The 20093-nt window shown below is 73.5% G+C and carries 19 protein-coding genes and 1 tRNA gene; 12 read left to right on the top strand and 8 right to left on the bottom strand.

Translation table 11 applies throughout. From position 1 onward, the window contains the following. Positions 1 to 117 precede the first annotated feature (117 nt). From FHX32_RS08190 to FHX32_RS34940, 4 genes are all read left to right on the top strand, one after another. Positions 118 to 1341: a macrolide family glycosyltransferase gene (locus FHX32_RS08190; protein ID WP_167180153.1), complete on the top strand. Its 1224-nt coding sequence runs from the start codon at positions 118 to 120 to the stop codon at positions 1339 to 1341. A gap of 3 nt (positions 1342 to 1344) precedes the next feature. Next, the gene (locus FHX32_RS08185) at positions 1345 to 1836 is read left to right on the top strand and encodes a hypothetical protein (RefSeq protein WP_167180152.1); all 492 of its coding nucleotides are present in this window, start codon (positions 1345 to 1347) and stop codon (positions 1834 to 1836) included. Further along, a complete protein-coding gene (locus FHX32_RS08180; protein ID WP_167180151.1) occupies positions 1833 to 2756 on the top strand; it encodes a hypothetical protein in 924 nt (307 codons plus the stop codon). Before FHX32_RS08185 ends, FHX32_RS08180 begins: the two co-directional genes overlap by 4 nt. Before the next feature lie 172 nt (positions 2757 to 2928). Beyond that, positions 2929 to 3183, top strand: coding sequence for a zinc finger domain-containing protein (locus tag FHX32_RS34940; protein ID WP_486480958.1), 255 nt, complete (start codon positions 2929 to 2931; stop codon positions 3181 to 3183). Between the two features lie 102 nt (positions 3184 to 3285). Here FHX32_RS34940 and FHX32_RS08175 read toward each other — a convergent pair whose 3' ends face one another. Continuing rightward, the gene (locus tag FHX32_RS08175) at positions 3286 to 3885 is read right to left on the bottom strand and encodes a TetR/AcrR family transcriptional regulator (RefSeq protein WP_167180150.1); all 600 of its coding nucleotides are present in this window, start codon (positions 3883 to 3885) and stop codon (positions 3286 to 3288) included. Between the two features lie 44 nt (positions 3886 to 3929). Here FHX32_RS08175 and FHX32_RS08170 point away from each other — a divergent pair, with 44 nt between their 5' ends. After that, on the top strand, positions 3930 to 5144 hold the full coding sequence (locus FHX32_RS08170; RefSeq protein ID WP_486480957.1) for an FAD-dependent oxidoreductase: 1215 nt from the start codon (positions 3930 to 3932) through the stop codon (positions 5142 to 5144). Between the two features lie 142 nt (positions 5145 to 5286). On the opposite strand, the gene FHX32_RS08165 is transcribed toward FHX32_RS08170, so the two are convergent. From FHX32_RS08165 to FHX32_RS08155, 3 genes are all read right to left on the bottom strand, one after another. After that, positions 5287 to 6102, bottom strand: a complete 816-nt coding sequence (locus FHX32_RS08165) for a hypothetical protein (protein ID WP_208418004.1) — start codon at positions 6100 to 6102, stop codon at positions 5287 to 5289. Between the two features lie 126 nt (positions 6103 to 6228). Next, positions 6229 to 6305: transfer RNA gene (locus FHX32_RS08160), tRNA-Pro, on the bottom strand. 229 nt (positions 6306 to 6534) lie between these two features. Then, positions 6535 to 7428, bottom strand: coding sequence for a metallophosphoesterase (locus FHX32_RS08155; protein WP_167180149.1), 894 nt, complete (start codon positions 7426 to 7428; stop codon positions 6535 to 6537). 25 nt (positions 7429 to 7453) lie between these two features. Between FHX32_RS08155 and FHX32_RS08150 the strand changes: the two genes are divergently transcribed. Beyond that, positions 7454 to 7909 (top strand): GatB/YqeY domain-containing protein, encoded by a 456-nt coding sequence (locus FHX32_RS08150; protein ID WP_088996465.1) that lies wholly within the window; start codon positions 7454 to 7456, stop codon positions 7907 to 7909. An 81-nt stretch (positions 7910 to 7990) separates the two neighbouring features. Here the strand turns inward: FHX32_RS08150 and FHX32_RS08145 are convergent, their stop codons facing one another. Next, positions 7991 to 10420 carry a transglycosylase domain-containing protein gene (locus tag FHX32_RS08145; protein WP_167180148.1) on the bottom strand — a complete coding sequence of 810 codons (2430 nt, stop codon included), beginning with the start codon at positions 10418 to 10420 and terminating at the stop codon, positions 7991 to 7993. Between the two features lie 403 nt (positions 10421 to 10823). Here FHX32_RS08145 and FHX32_RS08140 point away from each other — a divergent pair, with 403 nt between their 5' ends. After that, a complete protein-coding gene (locus tag FHX32_RS08140; protein WP_167180147.1) occupies positions 10824 to 11144 on the top strand; it encodes a WhiB family transcriptional regulator in 321 nt (106 codons plus the stop codon). Positions 11145 to 11274: 130 nt separating this feature from the next. Here the strand turns inward: FHX32_RS08140 and bagB are convergent, their stop codons facing one another. Genes bagB through FHX32_RS08125 form a run of 3 tightly spaced genes read right to left on the bottom strand, consistent with a single transcriptional unit; the run spans position 11275 to position 14078 of the window. Then, a complete protein-coding gene (gene bagB / locus FHX32_RS08135) occupies positions 11275 to 12426 on the bottom strand; it encodes an ArsA-related P-loop ATPase (RefSeq protein WP_208418003.1) in 1152 nt (383 codons plus the stop codon). Positions 12427 to 12480: 54 nt separating this feature from the next. After that, on the bottom strand, positions 12481 to 13455 hold the full coding sequence (gene bagA, locus FHX32_RS08130) for an ATPase BagA (protein ID WP_167180145.1): 975 nt from the start codon (positions 13453 to 13455) through the stop codon (positions 12481 to 12483). 26 nt (positions 13456 to 13481) lie between these two features. Continuing rightward, positions 13482 to 14078: an Rv0361 family membrane protein gene (locus tag FHX32_RS08125; RefSeq protein ID WP_167180144.1), complete on the bottom strand. Its 597-nt coding sequence runs from the start codon at positions 14076 to 14078 to the stop codon at positions 13482 to 13484. Between the two features lie 311 nt (positions 14079 to 14389). Here FHX32_RS08125 and FHX32_RS08120 point away from each other — a divergent pair, with 311 nt between their 5' ends. The 5 genes from FHX32_RS08120 to FHX32_RS08100 all read left to right on the top strand — a co-directional run bounded on the left by FHX32_RS08120 (position 14390) and on the right by FHX32_RS08100 (position 20072). Next, the gene (locus tag FHX32_RS08120; RefSeq protein WP_167180143.1) at positions 14390 to 14869 is read left to right on the top strand and encodes a hypothetical protein; all 480 of its coding nucleotides are present in this window, start codon (positions 14390 to 14392) and stop codon (positions 14867 to 14869) included. 44 nt (positions 14870 to 14913) lie between these two features. After that, positions 14914 to 15069: a Sp36 family protein gene (gene sp36, locus FHX32_RS08115; RefSeq protein WP_088996459.1), complete on the top strand. Its 156-nt coding sequence runs from the start codon at positions 14914 to 14916 to the stop codon at positions 15067 to 15069. Beyond that, a complete protein-coding gene (locus FHX32_RS08110; protein ID WP_088996458.1) occupies positions 15066 to 15527 on the top strand; it encodes a RidA family protein in 462 nt (153 codons plus the stop codon). The genes sp36 and FHX32_RS08110 overlap by 4 nt, the downstream gene beginning before the upstream one ends. Before the next feature lie 121 nt (positions 15528 to 15648). Then, on the top strand, positions 15649 to 16488 hold the full coding sequence (locus FHX32_RS08105; RefSeq protein WP_167180142.1) for an MBL fold metallo-hydrolase: 840 nt from the start codon (positions 15649 to 15651) through the stop codon (positions 16486 to 16488). Beyond that, positions 16485 to 20072, top strand: coding sequence for an adenylate/guanylate cyclase domain-containing protein (locus FHX32_RS08100; RefSeq protein ID WP_167180141.1), 3588 nt, complete (start codon positions 16485 to 16487; stop codon positions 20070 to 20072). Before FHX32_RS08105 ends, FHX32_RS08100 begins: the two co-directional genes overlap by 4 nt. Positions 20073 to 20093: the final 21 nt, after the last annotated feature.

The following is a 20093-nucleotide window of genomic DNA, read 5'->3' as shown; positions in this document are numbered from 1 at the left end:
GAGTACCTGGTCCCCGGCACGCCGCCGTTCGGCAGCGTCTACGCTGTCACCGGAAGGGCGGATCGTGACCGTGACATCTTGCCGGGCACTGACTCCATGGCTGTCCGGGGTCGGTCGATGAGCGCTATCGCATTCCTCAACATCGCCATGCACGGGCACGTCAATCCGACCCTGCCGGTCGTGGCCGAGCTCGTCCGGCGCGGCCACTCCGTCACCTACCACGCGCCGTCCGGCTACGCCGAGCAGGTCGCGGCCACCGGTGCGCGGGTGTTCCGCTACTCCGGAGACGACGTGCCGCTCTCCGGCCCGCCGACGCCGGTCACGGTGATGGAGCAGCTCGCCCGCACCGCCGTACGCGTGCTGCCCGCCGTCCTCGCCGATCTGCGCGGCGCCCGGCCCGACCTGATCGTGCACGACTCCCTGTGCCTTTGGGGGCCGGTGGCCGCGCGGGAACTCGACGTGCCGGCGGCGTCGTCGTTCACCACGTTCGCGTTCAACCGGCACGTGCCCAGCCCCACCCGTGCCTCCTGGGAACTGCTCGCGGCGGCGGCGGGCCGGCCCCGCTACGTCGGGGGGTACCTGAGGTCGCGTTGGGAGCTGCGCCGCCGCTACGACACGGGTGCGGTGCCCCTGGTCGACCTGGCGAACATCCGTCAGCCGCTGAACCTGGTCTACACCTCGCGGGCGTTCCACCCCGGGGCCGACAGCTTCGACCAGTCCTACCGGTTCGTCGGGCCGAGCGTCGGCGCCCGCCCGGCCGACTCGTCGTTCCCGGTCGATCGGCTGCGAGACCCGGTGCTGTACGCCTCGCTGGGCACGGTGTTCAAGGCCGACCCGCAGCTGCTGCGCAACCTCGCCACCGCGCTCGCCCCGCTGGGCGGCACCGTGGTCATCTCCACCGGGCAGACCGACCCGGACGCGCTCGGTCCGCTGCCGGCCAACGTGCTCGCCCACCGCTCCGTGCCGCAGCCGGAGGTGCTGGCCCGCGCGGCGCTGTTCATCACCCACGGCGGGGTGAACAGCGTCAACGAAGCCCTGTACGCCGGGGTGCCGATGCTCGTGGTCCCGCAGGGTGCGGATCAGTCACTGGTGGCTGCCCGCGTCGCCGAGCTCGACGCCGGCCTCTCGGTACGCACCGAGGACGTCGACGCCGAGGTCGTCCGCGCGCTCGCCCAGCGTCTGCTCGACGAGCCCCGGTTCCGGGCCGCCGCGGGTACCCTGCGGGCCGCCCAGCGTGCGGCCGGCGGCTATTCACGCGCCGCCGACGAACTCGAGCGCTACGCGCAACGGACCGGATCGGGCAGCCAGCCGGTCGCCACCGATCAGCCGGCACAGGACTGACGAATGCCCCCCGTCGTCGCCATCCTGCTGCTGCTCGCCGGGCTGTCCGAGGCCGCCGGGCGTCTCCTGCCCGTGGTGGCCCGCCTGTCCGGCGCCTCGCGTAAGCGGGTGGTCGGGTTGATGCTGGCCGGCGCCGTCGTCGACGGCGCGGTGTTCGCGCTCTGGCCGCTGTCCGCGTGGACCCTCGCCGAACTGGTGCTGACCACAGCTCCCGCCGACGAGGCCGCGCTGGTCTGGACACCCGGCCTGGCCGCCCCGCTGCTGCTCGCCGCCGTCCTCGCGTTCCCGCTGCTCGGGCCGCTGCTGCACCTGCTGCTCATGGCCGGAGTGGGGGCCGGCCTCGCCACCGCGCTCGCGGCGACGGCGGGCGTCGGCTGGTGGGACGCCGCTGGCTGCGTCGCTGTCGCGGGGGTCGGGCTGGGCGTCGCCGTCGAGGGCGTCCGCCGCCTGGTCGTGCGGCTCAACACCCGAAGAGCGCCGGAGCCTGCCACATGATCGAGTTCGCGCTCCTGCTGCTGCTCGCCGGGATCGGGCCGGTCCTGATCGCCGAAGCGCTGCTCGCCCGCTACGAGGTGCTGGCCTATGCCGCGCGCTGGCGGACGCCCACCACCGCGCTCCCCGCGGGCATGCCGTACGCCCGGGGCGCGGACCCGGACCGCCCGCCGGACGCCTACCTGGTCTATCTGGACGGTATCGGGAAACGCCGCTTCCACGACACCCGGGACGGCGGCCGGCTGGTGAAGTCCGTGATCGCGGGGGCGCCCGAGCTCCGGGTGCTGGGCCAGGTACAGCCCTACTCTCCGCTGGCCAACCCGCTCGCCAACCGGCCGGTGTGGGTCTGGTTGCGCCGCCACATCGGGCTGGTGCTGTTCCTGCACAACGTGGTGCAGATCTTCGTCGCCGCCGATCGCCGGTACCGTCCTCTGTACAACCGTGCCGTCGGCTCGCAGATCGCCACCCAGCTCCGGCTCGCCGGTTACCGGCCGGACAGCGGCGTACCCGTGGTGCTGCTCTGTTACAGCGGTGGCGCGCAGGTGGCCACCGGCGCGGTGAACGAACTCTGGTCCGAGCTGCGCTGCCCGCTCTGGCTGATCACGCTCGGCGGATTCCACAACGGCGCCAACGACATCACCCACGCCCGCGGGCTCTGCCAGCTCACCAGTGCCGGTGACCGGATCGAGCGGGCCGGCGCGTGGATGTTCCCGCAGCGATGGCGGCTGTTCCGCTGGAGCGGATGGAACCGGGCCGAGCGCGCAGGGAAGATCACGGTGCACCGGCTCGATCCGGCCACCCACGTCGGTCCCCGCAGCTACATCAGCCCGGAGGCCCGGCTGCCCGACGGCCGCAGCTACCTCGACCGGACCGCCGACACCGTGATCGCGCTGATCCGGGACCGCCTCGGCGCCACCGGGTGACCGACGCGACCGCTGCAGGCCGGGGTAGAGCCGGTAGGTGACGTAGTAGGCCAGCGGTGGCAGCCGTGACCGGCTTGACCGTGCGTGGCCGCTGTGCCCGGGGAGAGACAGCCCTCATCCGGTCGCAGTGCCGGGCGCGTGTGACGGCGAGCGCAGCGGGAAGGTCGGTCGGATGACTGATCCAGGGGAGCTGGCGCGAAGCGCGCTCCAGCGAATCCACCAGGCTGCCGTCAGACATCGGGACCCTGAGCTGCACGACGCGGCCGACGATATCGTCCAGGCGGCCCTGGCGAGGGGCCTCGACCCCGGGCCGGTCGAGTCGTACCGGCCCTGCCCGGTGTGCGGGGCGGAACCGGGACAGTTGTGCATCAGCGTCCCCGGTCGTCCCGTGTCTCCGGGCGACATGCACCCCGAGCGCACGAAGTAGGAGCGACCAGGTCTGGATCGGCTCGACGGCGCCGGCGGTCCTGCTGCCGCACCCGAATCAACCGCCAGTCGAAGGCCGGTTCCTCGGCTGGGAGGGGCCGGGTCAGGACGGGGCGGCTGCCGGAAAGCCGTCGGTCAGCGCGGTCAGAACCCGACGAATCCGGGTGCCTACCGGCGGGCCGGCGTCGCAGGTGAGTGCGACGTGGTGCAGCACGCTGACCACCGCCAGGGCCAGGGCCGCGGTGTCGACACTCGCGGGCACCCGCCCGAGTCGTTGCTCGGCGGTCAGGTAGTCGGCGGCCGCACGCTCGACCGCCTGCAGTCCGGCGTTCCCGTTCCCCAGCACCGCCTCGACGTTCGCCGCCAGTTCCGGCCGGTAGGCCAGCAGCCGGGTCGATGCCACCAGCACGCGCAGCGGTGTCGCCAGGATGGCCTCGCTGAGATTCCCAGCGACAGTGCCGGTCCCGGCACGAGCCGGAAGGCCGGCCACCTCGCCTGAGACCTGGAACGCCCGATCGACCGCGTAGCCGACCAGGAAGTCGTCGAAGGTGGCGAAGTGCGCGTACAGCAGCCCGGTGGCGACGCCGGCCTCGCGGGTCACGGCCCGGCCGGTGAGGCGGCTTGGCCCGTCTTCCGCGATCACCCGCTCCACGGCAGCGAACAGTTGCTGCCTGAGTTCGGGGATGGCGACGCCGCGTGGCATGCCCGAATTCTAGGCGTGCGGACCACCGCGGCTGTTGCGCCAGTATGAGCATCTGCTCATACTGGTTTGAACAAATGCTCATTATTGACTCGGGAGCACGGATGAAACGCGCGGTGATCGTCGGCGGTGGTATCGCCGGGCGGGCCACGGCCCTACGTCTCGGACAGGACGGGTGGCGCACGGTCGTCGTGGAGCGTGCTCCGGGCCGGCGGAGCAGCGGCTATCTGGTGAACCTGCTCGGGCCGGGCTACGACGCCGCCGAGCGCCTCGGCCTGCTCACCGCGCTGTCCACCCGGCAACTGGGTCTGTTCACCACCGTGCTGGTCCGGGCCGACGGGAAGCCCAAGTTCACCGTGCCGTCCGCCATCGCCGAGGCCGCCCTCGGCAAGCGGACCATGTCGGTGTTCCGCGGCGACCTGGAGGCCGCGCTGTACGAAGCGGTACGCGACCACACCGAGTTCCGCTTCGGCACCACTGTCAGGTCCATCGACCAGGGAGCCGACCGGTCACGGGTGGTGTTGAGCGACGGCACCAGCGAGGACGCCGATCTCGTGGTCGGTGCCGACGGGGTTCACTCCGCGACCCGCAGGGCGATGTTCGGCTCCGGGCACCGGGTCGACCTCCCGTACGTCGTGGCGGCGTTCCCGCTCGACCATCCGGTGGCGGGCGTGCCGGAGTCGTCCGCCACGACGTTCATCGGGCCGGGACGCACGGCGGCGATCGTCAACCTGGGCCCGCGCCGGTCGTCGGCATTCTTCACGTACCGATCCGCAGACCCGGCCGCGCAGCTGCGACGCGGACCGGTGGATGCGCTCGGCGCGGCGTTCGGAGACCTGGGCGCAGGCGTGCCGGACGCCCTCCGCCACCTCGAGCGGGATCCGGCCGATGCCTATTTCGACGCGGTCAGCCAGGTGGTCATGCCGCGCTGGAGCACCGGGCGGGTGGTGCTGCTCGGAGACGCGGCCTGGTGCGTCACACTCTTCGCCGGGCACGGCGCGGCCCTCGCGCTAGCCGGCGCCGACCAGCTCGGCGCGGCGCTGGAGCGGCGCGGCGACGACATCCCGGCCGCCCTGGCCGAGTGGGAAGCGGGCCTGCGGCCGGAGGTCGCCAAGCGACAGGCGCTCGCTCACCGGGGAATGCGCCAGTACGCGCCGCCCAGCCGGTTCCACGTCTGGCTGAATGACGCGGCCATCCGTGCGATCACCCTTCCGGGCGTACGCGGTCTCGTCCGGCGCGGTATCGAACGCACAAGCCGGTGAAGCGGTCGCGAAGCCCGGCCGACAGGCTCGCCGGACATCAATGCCATCCGATGCCGTCCTGCGCTGCAGAGCACGGCCTTCTCCGCTGCCTTGGGCCGTCTCCTGCCGGCCGCTGCTGGTCGTTTCGCTGCCTCCTCGCCGCCTATCCCGCTTGGCGGCCGGCCGACTCGGGCGGATCGGCCACCGTCGCCGCGGCAGCGGTCAGCACGGCCCGGAGCGGGACGTGTGGAAACCCGTCGCCGGTGTCCGGCCCTAGCCGGGTGCTGTAGAAGGGTTCGCCGTCGCGGTCGGCGTCGTCCTGACGGGCCCAGAGGTTGCCGGCCTCGTCGCGCTGCCAGCTGACGTTCGCAGCACGGAAGTCGGCGCGTTCGAGCCAGTCGGCGCCGCACGGCCAGTAGCCCTTCCAGTGCGGCGGGCGTAACGCGGCGTACGCCTCGTCGACGGCGGCGACGGCCTGGTCCACGTCGTCATCGTCAAAGACGGCGGCGAATCGGCAGAGCAGGGCCAACGCGGCCCCGGGGTGCTGCAGCCGCGGATTCCGCACGGCGATCGCCCGGCAGATCAGGTCGAGTTCGGCCCAGCGCAACGCGTGCGGGTGCCAGTGTGCGAGGTCGTCCCAACCGAGCTCGGCGGGCTCTGCCAGGTCGGGGGTGGTGACACCCAGGCTGTAGGAGTCGACCGAGGCGTCGATGCTCAACACGACCTGGTGGCCGTCGCCGATCTCGAAGGCCACGTCGAGCGACGAGTCGGCGGAATCCTCATCGTCATCGTCATCGTCGTCGTTTAGGAGGCCCTCGAGGTCACCAAGCCGATCCGCCCCGGGTCCCTCCTCGTGGGCGAAGGTGTACCGCGCCCAGAACACCGGATCGTGCAATGACTCCTGCAACGCTGATGGAATCGCCACCAGCAGAACTATAGGAACGTCGGCCGCTGCTCTGACGGGCGGCCTGGCGTCCACTCGACGCGTGATCGGGATCGCGGGTGCTCGCGTCGTTGCTGCCTTCTCGCTGCCGCAAGCTGAGCCGTGATCGCCGGAAACGAATCAAGGCCCCTCCGTGGAGGGGCCTTGACCTGCGATTACCTCTGGTCGGGGTGGCCGGATTTGAACCGACGACCTCTTCGTCCCGAACGAAGCGCGCTACCAAACTGCGCCACACCCCGAGGCGTGCCGACAAATAGTAGCCCACCCGCTTCGACGGTCAAACTCGGTACCCCCACCGCCGCCCGACCGCCCGCGGACCGGCCCAGATCCGCACAACTTCCCGGATGTAGTGGCCTCACCAGGCCGTCGACACCACTACTTCCCGGATGTTGCGCGGATCCTGGGCCCCCACCGCCCGCGCCAGCGGGGGCGACGGGGCGGGCGGGCCGCCGGACCGGGGCGGGGCGGTCAGCGGGGGATGAGGGTGAGGACGCTGGCCTCGGGCGGGCAGGCGAAGCGGACCGGGGCGGTGGGGTGCGTACCGAGGCCGGCGGAGACGTGCAGCCAGGAGTCCGAGTCGGGCCACCGGTGCAGGCCCCGGGCCATCGACCGGGGCAGCCCGCAGTTGGTCACCAGCGCGCCGAAGCCCGGTACGCAGACCTGGCCGCCGTGGGTGTGCCCGGCGAGCAGCAGCCCGAAGCCGTCGGCGGCCATCTGGTCGAGCACCCGCGGCTCGGGGGAGTGGCTGAGCGCGATGGACAGGTCGGCCGAGGGGGACACCGGCCCGGCCACTGCGGCGTAGTCGTCCCGCTCGATGTGCGGGTCGTCGACGCCGGCCAGCTCGATCACGCGACCACCGGCCTTGATCGTGGTCCGGGCGTTGCTCAGGTCCACCCAGCCGGCGCCGGCGAGCACCTCGCGCAGCTCTTCGTGCGGCAGCTCGACGCCCTCGGTGTACTCCCGGTCCGGCAGGAAGTAGGTGAACGGGTTCTTCCAGACCGGGCCGGTGTAGTCGTTGGAGCCGAAGACGAAGGCACCCGGGTAGTCCAGCAGCGGTTGCAGGGCCCGCAGCACCCCGGGCACGGCGTCGGGGTGCGCCATGTTGTCCCCGGTCACCACGACCAGGTCGGGGTCGAGGGCGGCCAGCGAGGCCACCCAGCGCTGCTTGCGCGCCTGGTTGGGCATCATGTGCAGGTCCGACAGGTGCAGCACGCGCAGCGGCTCGGCGTCGGCCGGCAGCACCGGCACGTCGTACCGCCGCAGGGTGAACATGTTGCGCTCGATGAGCGACGCGTAGGCCAGGGTGGCCCCGCCCACCGCGGCGGTTCCGGCCGCGAGCCGGAATAGTGTGCGCTTTCGCATGGCGTTCAGGGTAGTTTGACCGTCCATGAGCACGCTGAAGGACCGTCTCACCGCCGACATGCGCGCCGCCCTCAAGGCGCGCGACGAGCTGACCACCTCGACGCTGCGGATGGCCCTGGCGGCCGTCGGCACCGCCGAGGTCGCCGGCAAGGCCAAGCGTGACCTCACCGACGACGAGGTGCTCGCGGTGCTGACCAAGGAGGCGAAGAAGCGGCGGGAGGCCGCGACCGCCTTCGCCGACGCGGGCCGCACCGACCAGGCCGCGAAGGAGACCGCCGAGGGCGAGGTGCTGGAGCGCTACCTGCCGAAGCAGCTCTCCGACTCCGAGCTGGCCGAGCTGGTCGCTGGGGCGCTCGCCGCCGGCGGGTTCACCGGCAAGGCGCAGATGGGCCCGGCCATGAAGGCGGCCCAGGGCGCGGTGGCCGGCCGGGCCGAGGGGGGCCGGGTGGCCGCCGAGGTACGCCGGCAGCTCGGTCTCTGACCCCGCCGGCCCCGGCCGGCGTACGCGAGAACGGGCGGGCACCCCGCGTGGGGTGCCCGCCCGTCGTCGTGTCCTGCGACGTCAGCCTCGGGGGCGGCCCGGTGGCCGGCTGGGGTTGGTCGGCTGGCCGCCGGGGGTGCCCGGCTTGGCGCCGCCGCCGCTGCTGATCTGGATGGTGACCACGCCACCCTTGATGGTCCGGCCGTCGGGGCTGGTGCCGGCGGCGGTGCCCGGCGGGCAGCTGGAGGGCACCTTGACGTCGGAGACGACCGCGTCGAAGCCGGCACCCTCGATCCGGTTCTTCGCCGTCTCGACCGACTGGCACTTGACGTTCGGGATGGAGCGCTGGTCACCCTCGGAGATCTTCTTGCCGGGCGGCTCGAAGTCGATCCGGGGCTTGCCCTTCATCGCGTCCCGCAGCGTCTCGTAGACCGGCGGGTTGATGCCGTTGGGCACGTTGTGCCCCATCTTGACGTTGGTCTGCGGCCAGTCCGGGTCGGCCATGATGCCGGCCACCGCGTACTGCTTGGTCATCGCCACCAGCGCGGCGCTCTTCTCCGAGTCGGTGGTGCCGGACTTGCCAGCCACCGGCGCCTTGACGATGCCCTTCACGTTGGACGCCGTCCGGCTGCCGCCGCAACTGCCGTTGGCCGGGTTGTCACCGACCGGGCAGCGGGCGGCGTCCACCGCGGCCCGGGCCACGTCGGTGCTGATCCGCTTCTCGCAGCGCGGGTTGGCGATGTCCAGCTTCTTGCCCTCCGGGTCCCGGATCTCCTGCACCGGGATCGGCTCGCAGTACTTGCCGTCCGCGGCCAGGGTGGCGTACGCGTTGGCCAGCTCCAGCGGGGTGGTCTGCGAGACGCCCAGCGTGAAGGCGCCCCAGTCGTGCGCGTAGTCCTTGTTGCTGGCGAAGCGGGCGTCGTTGCTGGCCCGGAACTGGATGCCGAGCCGCTTGGCCACGTCGACCACGTTCTCCGCGCCGACCTGCTGCTGCAACGGCACGAAGTAGGTGTTGATCGAGGCGCTGAACGCGCTCCACATGGTCTGCACGCCGCCGGCCTTCTTGCCCGAGTTCTGCGGGCAGTACAGGTTGGTGCCGGGGCAGGCGGCCGGGCTGTTCCGCTCGACGATGTACTCCGACCGGAACGTCTGCGGCGCGTTGATGGTGTAGCTGAGCGGGATGCCCTTCTCCAGCGCCGCGACGATGGTGAAGATCTTGAAGGTCGAGCCGGCCTGGTACCCGGTGATGCCGTCACCGCCGGTCAGCAGCGGGTTGACCGTGTTCGGATAGTTGCCGCGCTTGCCCTTCTTGCGCTGCTTCGGGTCGCTGTGCGCCTTGTTGGTCGGCTTCTTCGGGTCGTCCAGCTTGAAGTTGCGGTTCACCGCCAGCGCCCGGACCCGGCCGGTGCCCGGCTCGACCACCGCGACCATGGCGGCTTCCTTGGCGGTCTCCTTCTTGGCCTTGCGGACCGCCTTGTCGGCCCCGCGCTGCGCCTGCGGGTCGAGCGTGGTGACGATGTGGTAGCCGCCGCTCTTGAGCCGCCGCTCCCGGTCGTACGAGGTCGAGCCGAACGTCTCCTGCCCCATCCACCAGCGGTAGAGGTAGTCGCAGAAGAAGCCCCAGCCCTTCTCCGCGGTGTCGACGCAGCCGTTCGGGGTGCGCTTGTCCTTGACCACCAGCTTGGTCGCCTTGGCGGCGTCCGCCTCCTGGCGGGTGATCGCGCCGATCTCGAACATGTTCTCGATGACGTAGTTGCGCCGATCGACGGCGAGCGGGTAGCCGCTCTTGGTGGTCGGGTCGAACGAGCTGGGCGCCTTCACCATGCCGGCCAGCATCGCCGCTTCCTCGATCTTGAGGTTCTTCGGCGGCTTGCCGAAGTAGACCTGGCTGGCGGCGTAGACGCCGTAGGCGCCGTTGCCGAACGCGGCGATGTTCAGGTAGCGCTCCAGGATCTCGTCCTTGGAGAGCTCCTTGTCGATCTGGAGGGCGTAGCGCATCTCGCGCAGCTTGCGGGCGCTGGTGTCCTCGGTCGCGGCGACCACGTCGGCCGGGTGGGTGGCCGAGTACGCGATGGCCAGCCGGACGTACTGCATCGTCAACGTGGAGGCGCCCTGCCGGTCGGCGCCGGAGTTCTGGTTGTTGACGAAGGCGCGGGCCACGCCGTTGAGGTCCACGCCGTTGTGCTTGTAGAAGTCGTGGTCCTCGGCGGCGATGATGGCCTTCTGCATCACCGGCGAGATGTCGGCGAGCTTCACGTCGCGCCGGTTCTCGTCGTACATGGTCGCCAGCTGTGTCTTGCCGTCGGCCGCGTACAGGTAGCTGATCTGCGGCGCGCGGGCCACCGTCAGCTCCTTGGGCAGCGCGCCGAAGGTTTCGGCGCCGGCCTTGGCGGCCAGCCCGGACATCGCCACCGCGGGGAAGGCCGCCGCCGCGACGACCACGCCGGCCAACAGGCCGCAGATCAGCAGCGATGCGGCGTTGGTCAGCACATTGTGGTCACGTTTCCGCATCCAGGTCACCTCGACAGGGTACGCGAACAGGTAACGAGGGGCGCTGGGGCGTTCTTTCCCCATTTCCTGCGCGCGCCGACCTCGTTGTGCTAAACGCACGACCCCTGGTGCGTGGTTGCGTGAACCCGGCGCCGAGTCTCCTCCATTCGGGGGACGGCTGCAGCGTTTTCACGTACTGGGGAGGGGTAAGCGCCGGTCGAGCGCCCGGGAAGCCGGGAGTGTCCGGAATGATGGATTTAGCCGACAACGTTGCGTAATCGGGTGACTACGGAGCATGATGGGGGCGGCGACAGCGCCACATGTCGTCCGTGCCGCCTTGGGGAAGGCCGGCCCGGGCGACCGGGGGGAATTGCCGGCTGGTCCGCACGACGTCGGTAGGTACTGCAAGGGGGGACGTGTACACATGGGCATGATCACTGACTGGCCGTCGCTGGCGGCATGTCAGAACGGGGACCCGGACGCGTTGTTCGTACAGGGCGCCGAACAGAACGTGGCGAAGCGGATCTGCCGGAGCTGCCCAGTTCGGTACGAGTGCTTGGCCGACGCGCTGGACAACCGGATCGAGTTCGGTGTGTGGGGTGGCATGACCGAACGCGAACGCCGCGCGCTGCTGCGCCGTCACCCGCAGGTGACGAGCTGGCGCAAGATGTTCGAGGCCGCGATGAAGAAGAACAGCAAGGACAAGGCCGGCAAGGACAAGATCCTGGTCACCGCCGCCGGCTGACCGCAGCGCCCGGGCCCGGCCGACCGCGAACGGTCCGGGCCCGACCGGCCGCCACGGCTCAGGCTCGACCAGCCATTCGGCTCTGGCGAGTCCGGCCGCCACGGCTCAGGTCGGACCGGCCGTCACGGCCTCAGGCCCGGCTGATCGCCGCGCCGATCGTCCGCAGCCCGTCGACGTCGTGCACGTCGGCGGGCTGCGCCGTCACCGACACCGCCGGCACCGCCGGGAACTCCGCAGTGAACCGCTCGGCGACCCGCTGCTCCCGGCGCGCCTGCTGGACCAGCGCGGCGTGCGCCCGCAGCACGTCCACGGTGGCCTCGTGCCCACCGAGGTCGACCAGCCGCTCGGCGGCGGCCAGGCTCTCCGCCGCGTCGAGGTCGGGCACCGCCGGACGGTGCACCCGGTTGAGCACCAGGCCGGCCAGCGGCATCCGCTCCGCCCGCAGCCGGCCGGCGAAGTAGGCGGCCTCCCGGACCGCGTCCGGCTCCGGCGCCGCGACCAGCAGGAACGCCGTCTCCCGCGCCTGCAGGATGCGGTACGTCTGCTCGGCACGCTGCCGGAACCCGCCGAACATCGAGTCGAGCGCGGCCACGAAGCCGGACAGGTCGGTGAGCAACTGCGCGCCGAGCACCTTCTGCACGACCTTGGAGAACATCCCGAAGGACGCGGTGACCAGGCTGAACATGCTCCGCCCGCCGCTGCGCGCCGGGGCCAGCAGCAGCCGCAGCATCCGGCCGTCGAGGAACCGGGACAGCCGCGCGGGGGCGTCGAGGAAGTCCAGCGCCGACCGGGACGGCGGGGTGTCGACCACGATCAGATCCCACTCGCCCCGGGCGTGCAGCTGGCCGAGCTTCTCCATCGCCATGTACTCCTGCGTACCGGCGAAGGTCGAGCTCATCGCCTGGTAGAAGGGGTTGGCGAAGATCTCCGCCGCCTTCGTCCGGTCGGTGTGCTGGAGCACCACGTCGTCGAAGGTGCGCTTCATGTCGAGCATCATGGCGTGCAGCTCGCCGCCGCTGGCCTCGACGTCGATGCCCTTGACCTGGCGCGGGGTGTTGTCCAGCTCGGTGAGCCCGAGGGACTGGGCCAGCCGGCGGGCCGGGTCGATGGTGAGCACCACCGTGCGCCGGCCGTGCTGCTCGGCGGCCCGGAGCGCGAGTGCGGCCGCGGTGGTGGTCTTGCCCACCCCGCCCGCCCCGCAGCAGACCACGATGCGTACGCCGGGATCGGCGAGGATCTGGTCGACGTCCAGCTGCGGCGCCGCGTCTTCGGAAGGCACCAATCGAGCGTATCGGGCCGGCTGGGTCCACGCGCCGGTGCCGACGGCAGGTGTGAGTCAATCCGCCCGGACGAGCGCCTCCGCGAGCCGGTCCAGGCCGGCCCGGTCCACGCCCTCGGGCAGCAGCGGCAGCTCGGTCATCGGCAGGCCCAGCTCCACCAGGTCGGCTCGGAGCGAGTCCTCCAGCTCGCGCCGGACGGTCTGGTCGCGGGCCTCGGCGTGCAGCCCGGCGACGGTGTCCCGGTCGGCGGGCAGCCCGGCGGCGACCAGCCCCCGGCGCAGCTCGGCCGGGGTCACCGCCCGGCCGGCCGGCAGTGGGGGCCGGGCGGCGTTGACGATCACCCGGCCCACCGGGAACCCGAACGAGGTCAGCTCGGCGATCGCGTCGACGGTCTCCTGGACCGGCATCTCCTCGAGCAGGGTGACCACGTGCACCGCGGTGATCGGCGAGCGCAGCAGCGCCGAGACCCCCTCGCTCTGCGTCTTGATCGGGCCGACCTTGGCCAGCCGGGCGGTCTCGGCGGTGACGTTGAGGAACCGGCCGATCCGGCCGGTCGGCGGGGCGTCGAGCACCACCGCGTCGTACACCCGGCGCTGCCCGGCGGTGCGGGTGGTCGCCTCCTTCACCTTGCCGGTGAGCAGCACGTCGCGCAGGCCGGGGGCGATCGTGGTGGCGAAGTCGATGGCGCCGAACTTGCGCAGCGCCCGGCCGGCCGCGCCGAGCTTGTAGAACATGTCCAGGTACTCGAGCAGCGCCTCCTCGGCGTCCACCGCCAGCGCCCGCACCTCACCGCCGCCCGGCGCGTCGGCGAGGTGCCGCTCTTCGTAGGGCAGCGGCTCGGTGCCGAAGAGCTGGGCGATGCCCTGCCGCCCCTCGACCTCGACCAGCAGGGTGCGCCGGCCGCTGGCGGCCAGCCCGAGGGCGAGCGCCGCCGCCACGCTGGTCTTGCCGGTGCCGCCCTTGCCGGTCACCACGTGGAGGCGGCCCGGCCACCCCTCGGCCGGGTCGGCCGGTCGCTCAGCTGCTCGCACCCGTCGAGCCTATCCAGCGCCGGCGCTCAGGCGACCTCGCAGACCCACCAACCGGTCTTCCGCACCACGGTGAAGCGCAGCTCCTGGTCGGCGACCTTCTCGTCGGCGGTCGTCATGGTCACCTTGGTGCTGACCGTGGCCCGGTCGCCGGTCTGGTTGTCGACCTTCGGCTTGGTCCACCGGAATCGCGGGTTCTGGTAGGTGCCGACGTACTTCTCCACCTCGGCCACCTTGGCGGCGATCCGGTCGTCGTCCCGAGCCGCCGAGCAGACCAGGTTCGCCGCCTTGGCCGGGTCCCGGTCCTTGTAGACCGCGGTGAGGAACTCGTCGACCGCGACCGCCGGCTCCTCGGCGCCGGTGCCCGTCTCCGCGTTGCGCAGGGTGAAGAACGCCGCCACGCCGCCGCCGACACAGAGCACCAGCACCACGGCGAGGGCGATCGCCGCGATCAGCAGGCCGCGCTTCTTCTTCGGGGCCGCCGGGCCCTGGTAGGGCGGGTACCCGGGCGGTGGTGGCACCGGGCTCGCCGGGCCCGCGCTGGGAACGCCGGGCGGGGCGGCCGGCGCGGCCGGGCTCGGGGCCGCGGGCTGGCCGGCCGGCGCGCCGCTGGGTGGCTGGGTCATCTCTTCCCCCGGGGTGCGACGTCGTCACCACCGGAGGCGACGAGCGTTTTCGAGTGGGCGGGCGAGCCCTGCGCGCCCGTCCGACCGGAAGGGTAGCGGTCGGCACGGGATCGTGGGGGAGGGGCGGGTCGGCCGGTGCCGCATCGGACACTGTGTCGCATATGTGACTTTCGGCCACCCCGGCGCGCGCGTCCTGTTTACGGGACTCGGGCCGCCGACCTACGTTCTGACCTGCGCCGGGGGACCGGGCCGGGCGTCGGGCCCGGGCCGGATGGCGATGACGTGACCAGGTACGACGCCCGGAGGCAGCGATGCGCGACGCGGACAACCACCCCCGAGCACAGTTCCCGACGGGGCGCCTGTCCGGCTCCGGTTCCGCCGGCGAGGGCGAGGGGGTCGCCGCGGGTCTGCCGATCAACGAGCGGTCGTACCGGCGGATCGTCGAGCCCGTCGAGGTGGTGCGGACGCTGGCCCGCCCCGCCGAGCGGACCCGGGACGACGAGGAGCCCGGCTACGTCATCCACCTGCCGATCCGGGTCCCCGACCTGGCCGCCGCGACCGCCCTGGCCGGCACGGTCGCCACCTCGCTCGGCTTCCTCGCCGAACTCGACGCCGGCGAGACCACCGTGTCCACCGCCGACGACCAGAACAACCGGCACCGGGTCTTCTGCGATCTGCTGCTGCCGGACCGCACCCGCTGCCCGCAGCGGTACGAGCACAGCGGCCCGTGCGGCGAACTGCCGAGCGCGCCCGAGCAGCGTCCCGCACCCCGGCCGGCCGCCGGACCGTAGGCTGTCCCTCGAAGTGTCAATGCCACCGAGGGAGCCCTCCACCGATGCAGAAGTGGGAATACGCCACGGTCCCGCTGCTGGTCCACGCGACCAAGCAGATCCTCGACAACTGGGGCGAGGACGGGTGGGAACTCGTCGCCGTGATCCCCGGCCCTAACCCGGACCAGCTGGTCGCCTACCTGAAGCGGCCGAAGGCATGAGCAACGGTCCGCACGCGAAGCTCGCCGAGCTCGGGCTGACGCTGCCCGAGGTGGTGCCGCCGGTGGCCAGCTACGTGCCGGCCGTGCAGTCCGGGCAGCACGTGTACGTCTCCGGCCAGTTGCCGATGGCCGAGGGGAAGCTGCTGGCGACCGGCAAGGTCGGCGCCGGGGTCTCCGCCGACCAGGCCAAGGACCTGGCGCAGCGCTGCGCGCTGAACGCGCTGGCCGCGATCGACTCGCTGGTCGGCCTGGAGAACGTCGTCAAGATCGTAAAGCTCACCGGCTTCGTCGCCTCCGCTCCCGGGTTCACCGGCCAGCCGGGCGTCATCAACGGCGCCTCCGACCTGTTCGGCGCGGTTTTCGGCGAGGCCGGCCGGCACGCCCGCAGCGCGGTCGGCGTCGCCGAGCTGCCGCTCGACGCCCCGGTCGAGGTCGAGGTCATCGTCGAGGTCGCCTGACCCGCCACGCTCCCCGCGATCCTGCGCCGCCCGGCCGGGCAAAAGCCGTGAAGCGGCAGGTATCCCGGGCCGATCGCGCAAGATCGCGGGGAGTTGTCGCCGGGGCCGTACGATCGCAGCCATGACCGGGCACTTCACGGCTCCGGCGGCCGCCCTCGCGGACGAGCTGCCGGACTGGGTGACGCTGCTGCGCGCCCCGAACCCGGGGCCGATGACGCTCGACGGCACCAACACCTGGCTGCTGCGCGCACCCGGCGCGGAGCGCACGGTGGTGGTCGACCCCGGCCCGGCCGACGAGGAGCACCTGTCCCGGATCGTGGCGCACGGCCCGGTCGCGTTCGTGCTGATCACCCACGGGCACGGCGACCACACCGACGGCGCCCGGCGGCTGGCCGAGCTGCTCGGCGGGGTGCCCGTCCGGGCCGTCGACCCGGCGCACACCCTGGACGGGCCGCCGCTGGCCGGGCCGGGCGACGACCGGATCGACGGCGCCGGCCTGGGCCTGCGGCTGCTGCCCACTCCCGGGCACACCGGCGACTCGGTCTGCTTCCTGGCCGAGCACGCCGACGAGCGGGTGGTCCTCACCGGCGACACCATCCTGGGCCGGGGCACCACCGTGGTGGCCCACCCGGACGGGCACCTCGGGGACTACCTGACCAGCCTGGAACTGCTCAGCACGTACCGGGGGATCCCGGCGCTGCCGGGGCACGGCCCGGCGCTGGCCGACTGCGGCGCCGCCGCCGAGTTCTACCTCGCGCACCGCCGCGCCCGGCTGGACCAGGTCCGGGCCGCGGTCGACGCGGGCGCCCGCACCCCGGCCGAGGTGGTCGCCGTGGTCTACGCGGACGTGGACCGGTCGCTGTGGTGGGCCGCCGAGTGGTCGGTCCGCGCCCAGCTGGAACACCTCGGGGTCGACACCGGGGAATCCGACCCCGGGGTGAGCGGGTTGGAGCAAGCGTGACCTGCCCGGTGTGCGGAACCGTCGCCGTACCCGGCGCGCGGTTCTGCCACAACTGCGGGGCGGCCCTGCCGGCCGCCGCGACGCTGCCGGCGGCCGAGCGCCGGGTGGTCACCGTGCTCTTCGGCGACCTGTCCGACTTCACCTCCTGGTCGGAGGACCTCGACCCGGAGCGGGTCGGCGCGGTCACCGACCGGGTGCTGGCCGCGCTGGCCGGCGCGGTGAAGACCTTCGGCGGGCACGTCGACAAGCTGACCGGCGACGGCATCATGGCGGTCTTCGGCGCACCGGTGGCGCACGAGGACGACGCCGAGCGGGCGGTCCGCGCCGCGCTGTCCATGCAGCGCGCGGTCCGCCGGGTGCTGGACGACGAGCGCGGCGGCGGGGCTCCGCTGGGCCTGCGGGTCGGCCTCAACACCGGCGACGTGATCGCCGGGATCCAGGCCGCGATCGAGTACACGGTCATCGGCGACACCGTGAACACCGCCGCCCGGCTCGCCGACGCCGCCGCCGTGGGCGCGATCTACGCCGGGGCGCGCACCTCCGCCGCCACCCGGCACGTCGCCTCCTGGCGGGCGCTGCGGCCGCTGCGGCTCAAGGGCAAGCGGGAGCCGGTCGAGGCGTACGAGCTGCTCGGCCTCCTGGACGCCCCGGGCACCCGGTCCGGCCTCGGCGACGAGGCGCCGTTCGTGGGCCGGGAGACCGAGATCGGCCGGGTGGCCGGCCGGCTCGCCGAGGTGATCGACCGGAGCGAGCCCCGGGTGCTGCTGATGACCGCCGAGGCGGGGATCGGCAAGTCCCGGTTCGCCGCCGAGGTGGAACGCCTCGCCGCCGGCTACGACGTGGGCGCCGGCCGGTACGCCGCGCACACCGGCGCCCGGGTGCTCTCGGTGCGCTGTGCCGCGTTCGGGGAGCGGCGCCGGCTCGCCCCGCTGGCCGACCTGGTCCGGGCCGCGGTCGGCCTGCCCGGCGACACCGCCACCGCGGTCACCCGGCCGGCGGTGGAGGAGCGGCTGCGCCGGCTCGGGCAGCGGCTCGGCCGCTCCGGCGAACCGGTCCCGATCGCCAGCGACCAACTGCTGGCCCTGCTCGGGTACGCCGAGCTGCCCGCCGGCGGGCCGACCGACCAGGGCGAGTGGGGCACCACCCAGCCGCCCGCCGACGCGGACGCGGTGCCGAACGCGGTGGCCGACCTGCTCAGCGCACTGGCCCAGGAGGCGCCGCTGGTGGTCGTCGTGGACGACCTGCACGACGCCACCGCCGAGACCATCCGGTCCCTCGGGGTGACCCTGTCCCGGCTCACCGGGCCGGTGCTGGTGCTGCTGCTGGGCCGGCCGGAGCTGGTGCGGACCGCGGGCACGCTGACCCGGGTGGCCGACGCCGAGGTGCACGTGCTGCCGCCGTTGCGCGGCGCCGACGCGGCCCGGCTGCTCACCAGCTACCTGGGCGGCGGCAGGCTGCCCCAGGCGGACGCCGACCGGCTGCTCGCCACCGCCCAGGGCAACCCGTTCTACCTGGCCGAACTGGTCACCCTGCTGATGGAGCGCGGGGCGCTCACGGCGGTGGCCGACCGGAGCGCGCCGAACCCGGGGCGCTGGCGGCTGGTGCCCGGCTCGCTGGGCAGCCGGCTGCTCTCCCGCGACCTGGCCGCCGTGCTCGCCGCCCGGATCGACGCGCTGCCGGCCGAGGCGCGTTCGGTGCTGCGGGACGCCGCGGTGGTCGGCGACACGGTGCCGGAGGGCGCGCTGGAGGCGCTGCGCGAACAACGCGCCGGGCTGACCGGCCGGCCGGCGGCGGTGGCCGCGGTCGAGCTGGAGCGGGCCGTCGAGGAGCTGCTGCAACGGCGGATGCTGCACCGCACCCGCACCGGATACGCCTTCGCCACCCCGCTGATGCGGGAGGCCGCGTACGCCGGGGTGAGCAAGGCCGAGCTGGCCGAGCGGCATGCCGCGCTGGCCCGCTGGGCCAGCCTCCCACCGGCGGACGGGTCGACGCCGCCGGGCGGGTTCACCGAGTCGGCCCGGGACGACTTCGTGGCCGAACACGTCGAGCGGGCCGCCGCGCTGGCCGACGCCGTCGGGCTGCGACCGGACGCGCCGGCGCGGGCGGTGGCGCCGCTCGGCGTCGCCGCGCTCGGCCGGGCCACCCGCCGGTCCCTGCACGTGGGCGAGCCGGCGATGGCCGTGGAGTACGCCGACCGCGCCGCCGAACTCGGCCGCGACGGCGTGCCGGCGGCCGACCGGGTGGTGCACGCCCGGGCGCTGCTCCAGGTCGGCCGGCCCGCCGACGCGCTCGCCTACGCCGAGAAGATCGCCGCGAACGCCGGCGACGAGGCGGGGGTCCGGGCCAGCACGCTGCTGCTCGCCGGCCAGGCGCACCAGACCATGGGCGACCAGGCGCGGGCGGCGGCCTGCTGGCACGAGGCGTTGCAGGTGGCCACCGCCGCCGACCTGCCCGCGCTGCGCGCATCGGCGATGCGCCGGCTCGGGATGGCCGACTTCATCGCCGGGCGGCTGGGCCAGGCGAGCAGCCGGCTCGCCGCCTCGTACCAGGTCAGCCGGGCGGTGGGTGACCGCCGGGGGCAGGCCTGGTCGTTGCAGAACCTGGCGTGGGTGACCACCACCCGGGGCGACTTCGCCGGCGCGGACGCGGTGCTCGGCCGGGCCGCCCGGCTCTTCGCCGAGCTGAAGGACCCGTACGGGCGGGCCTGGCTGCGCGGCACCACCGCGTTCGCCCGGCTGCTCGCCGGGCGGCTCCGCGAGGCGGACCGGTTGGCGCGGGTCTTCCTGCCCTTCGGCGAGCGGGTCGGCGAGGCGTGGGCGGTCGGCACGCTCCGCGCGGTCGAGGCGTTCGCCACCGCGGAACTCGGCGAGCTGGCCGACGCGGACCGGGAGGCGCGCCGGGCGTACCGGGACTTCGCCGCCGCCTCCGACGACTGGGGACGCGGGTTCGCGCTGGTCGTCCGGGGTGTGGTGGCCCGTGGGCTGGGCGAGCCGGAGCACGCCGCCGACCTGTTCACCGACGCGCTGTCCTACGCCCACCGGACGTCGCACCCGCTGCTCACCGGGATGGCCGGCACGCTGCGCGGGTTCGTGGCGCTGGACCTGGGCGACGGGGCCGCCGCCGAGCGGGACGCCCGGGCGGTGCTGACCGCCGTCGAGCCGCACAACCCGCAGGCGCCCGCGCAGGTGGGGCCGCGGGTGCTGCTCGCCATGGCCCGGCTGGCGGCCGGCGACCCGGCCACCGCGGTCGGGCTGCTCGCCCCGGTCGCCACCGCCGCCGCGAACAGCCCGTCGTTGCTCTTCTCGCGCCGCCAGACGATGGCCCGGTACGCCTCCGCGCTGCTCGCCCACGGGCAGCGGGAGCAGGCGCTGGACTGGGCGCGGCGGGCGGTCGCCGCCCCGGCGGAGGACGTACGCAGCCAGGTGATCGCGGCGAGCGTGCTGGCCGAGGCGCTGGCCGCCTGCGGCCGGACGGTGGAGGCGCTGGCCTGTGCGGAGGAGGCGGTGCGGCTGGCGTACGCCACCGAGCAGCGCAGCGAGCGGGCCGCCGCCGACGCGCTCCTCGCCCGCCTGGGCCCCCGCTGACCCGGCCGGGCCACCGCCGCG

The sequence above is a fragment of the Micromonospora sp. CNZ280 genome, from assembly GCF_011759515.1.
This window is presented reverse-complemented; position numbering and strand designations above follow the sequence as displayed.

Coding starts and splice junctions, on each gene's coding strand:
- FHX32_RS08190 (WP_167180153.1), top strand. CDS start 118: ATGAGCGCTATCGCATTCCTCAACATCGCCATGCACGGGCACGTCAAT.
- FHX32_RS08185 (WP_167180152.1), top strand. CDS start 1,345: ATGCCCCCCGTCGTCGCCATCCTGCTGCTGCTCGCCGGGCTGTCCGAG.
- FHX32_RS08180 (WP_167180151.1), top strand. CDS start 1,833: ATGATCGAGTTCGCGCTCCTGCTGCTGCTCGCCGGGATCGGGCCGGTC.
- FHX32_RS34940 (WP_486480958.1), top strand. CDS start 2,929: ATGACTGATCCAGGGGAGCTGGCGCGAAGCGCGCTCCAGCGAATCCAC.
- FHX32_RS08175 (WP_167180150.1), bottom strand. CDS start 3,885: ATGCCACGCGGCGTCGCCATCCCCGAACTCAGGCAGCAACTGTTCGCT.
- FHX32_RS08170 (WP_486480957.1), top strand. CDS start 3,930: ATGAGCATCTGCTCATACTGGTTTGAACAAATGCTCATTATTGACTCG.
- FHX32_RS08155 (WP_167180149.1), bottom strand. CDS start 7,428: ATGCGAAAGCGCACACTATTCCGGCTCGCGGCCGGAACCGCCGCGGTG.
- FHX32_RS08150 (WP_088996465.1), top strand. CDS start 7,454: ATGAGCACGCTGAAGGACCGTCTCACCGCCGACATGCGCGCCGCCCTC.
- FHX32_RS08145 (WP_167180148.1), bottom strand. CDS start 10,420: ATGCGGAAACGTGACCACAATGTGCTGACCAACGCCGCATCGCTGCTG.
- FHX32_RS08140 (WP_167180147.1), top strand. CDS start 10,824: ATGGGCATGATCACTGACTGGCCGTCGCTGGCGGCATGTCAGAACGGG.
- FHX32_RS08125 (WP_167180144.1), bottom strand. CDS start 14,078: ATGACCCAGCCACCCAGCGGCGCGCCGGCCGGCCAGCCCGCGGCCCCG.
- FHX32_RS08120 (WP_167180143.1), top strand. CDS start 14,390: ATGCGCGACGCGGACAACCACCCCCGAGCACAGTTCCCGACGGGGCGC.
- sp36 (WP_088996459.1), top strand. CDS start 14,914: ATGCAGAAGTGGGAATACGCCACGGTCCCGCTGCTGGTCCACGCGACC.
- FHX32_RS08110 (WP_088996458.1), top strand. CDS start 15,066: ATGAGCAACGGTCCGCACGCGAAGCTCGCCGAGCTCGGGCTGACGCTG.
- FHX32_RS08105 (WP_167180142.1), top strand. CDS start 15,649: ATGACCGGGCACTTCACGGCTCCGGCGGCCGCCCTCGCGGACGAGCTG.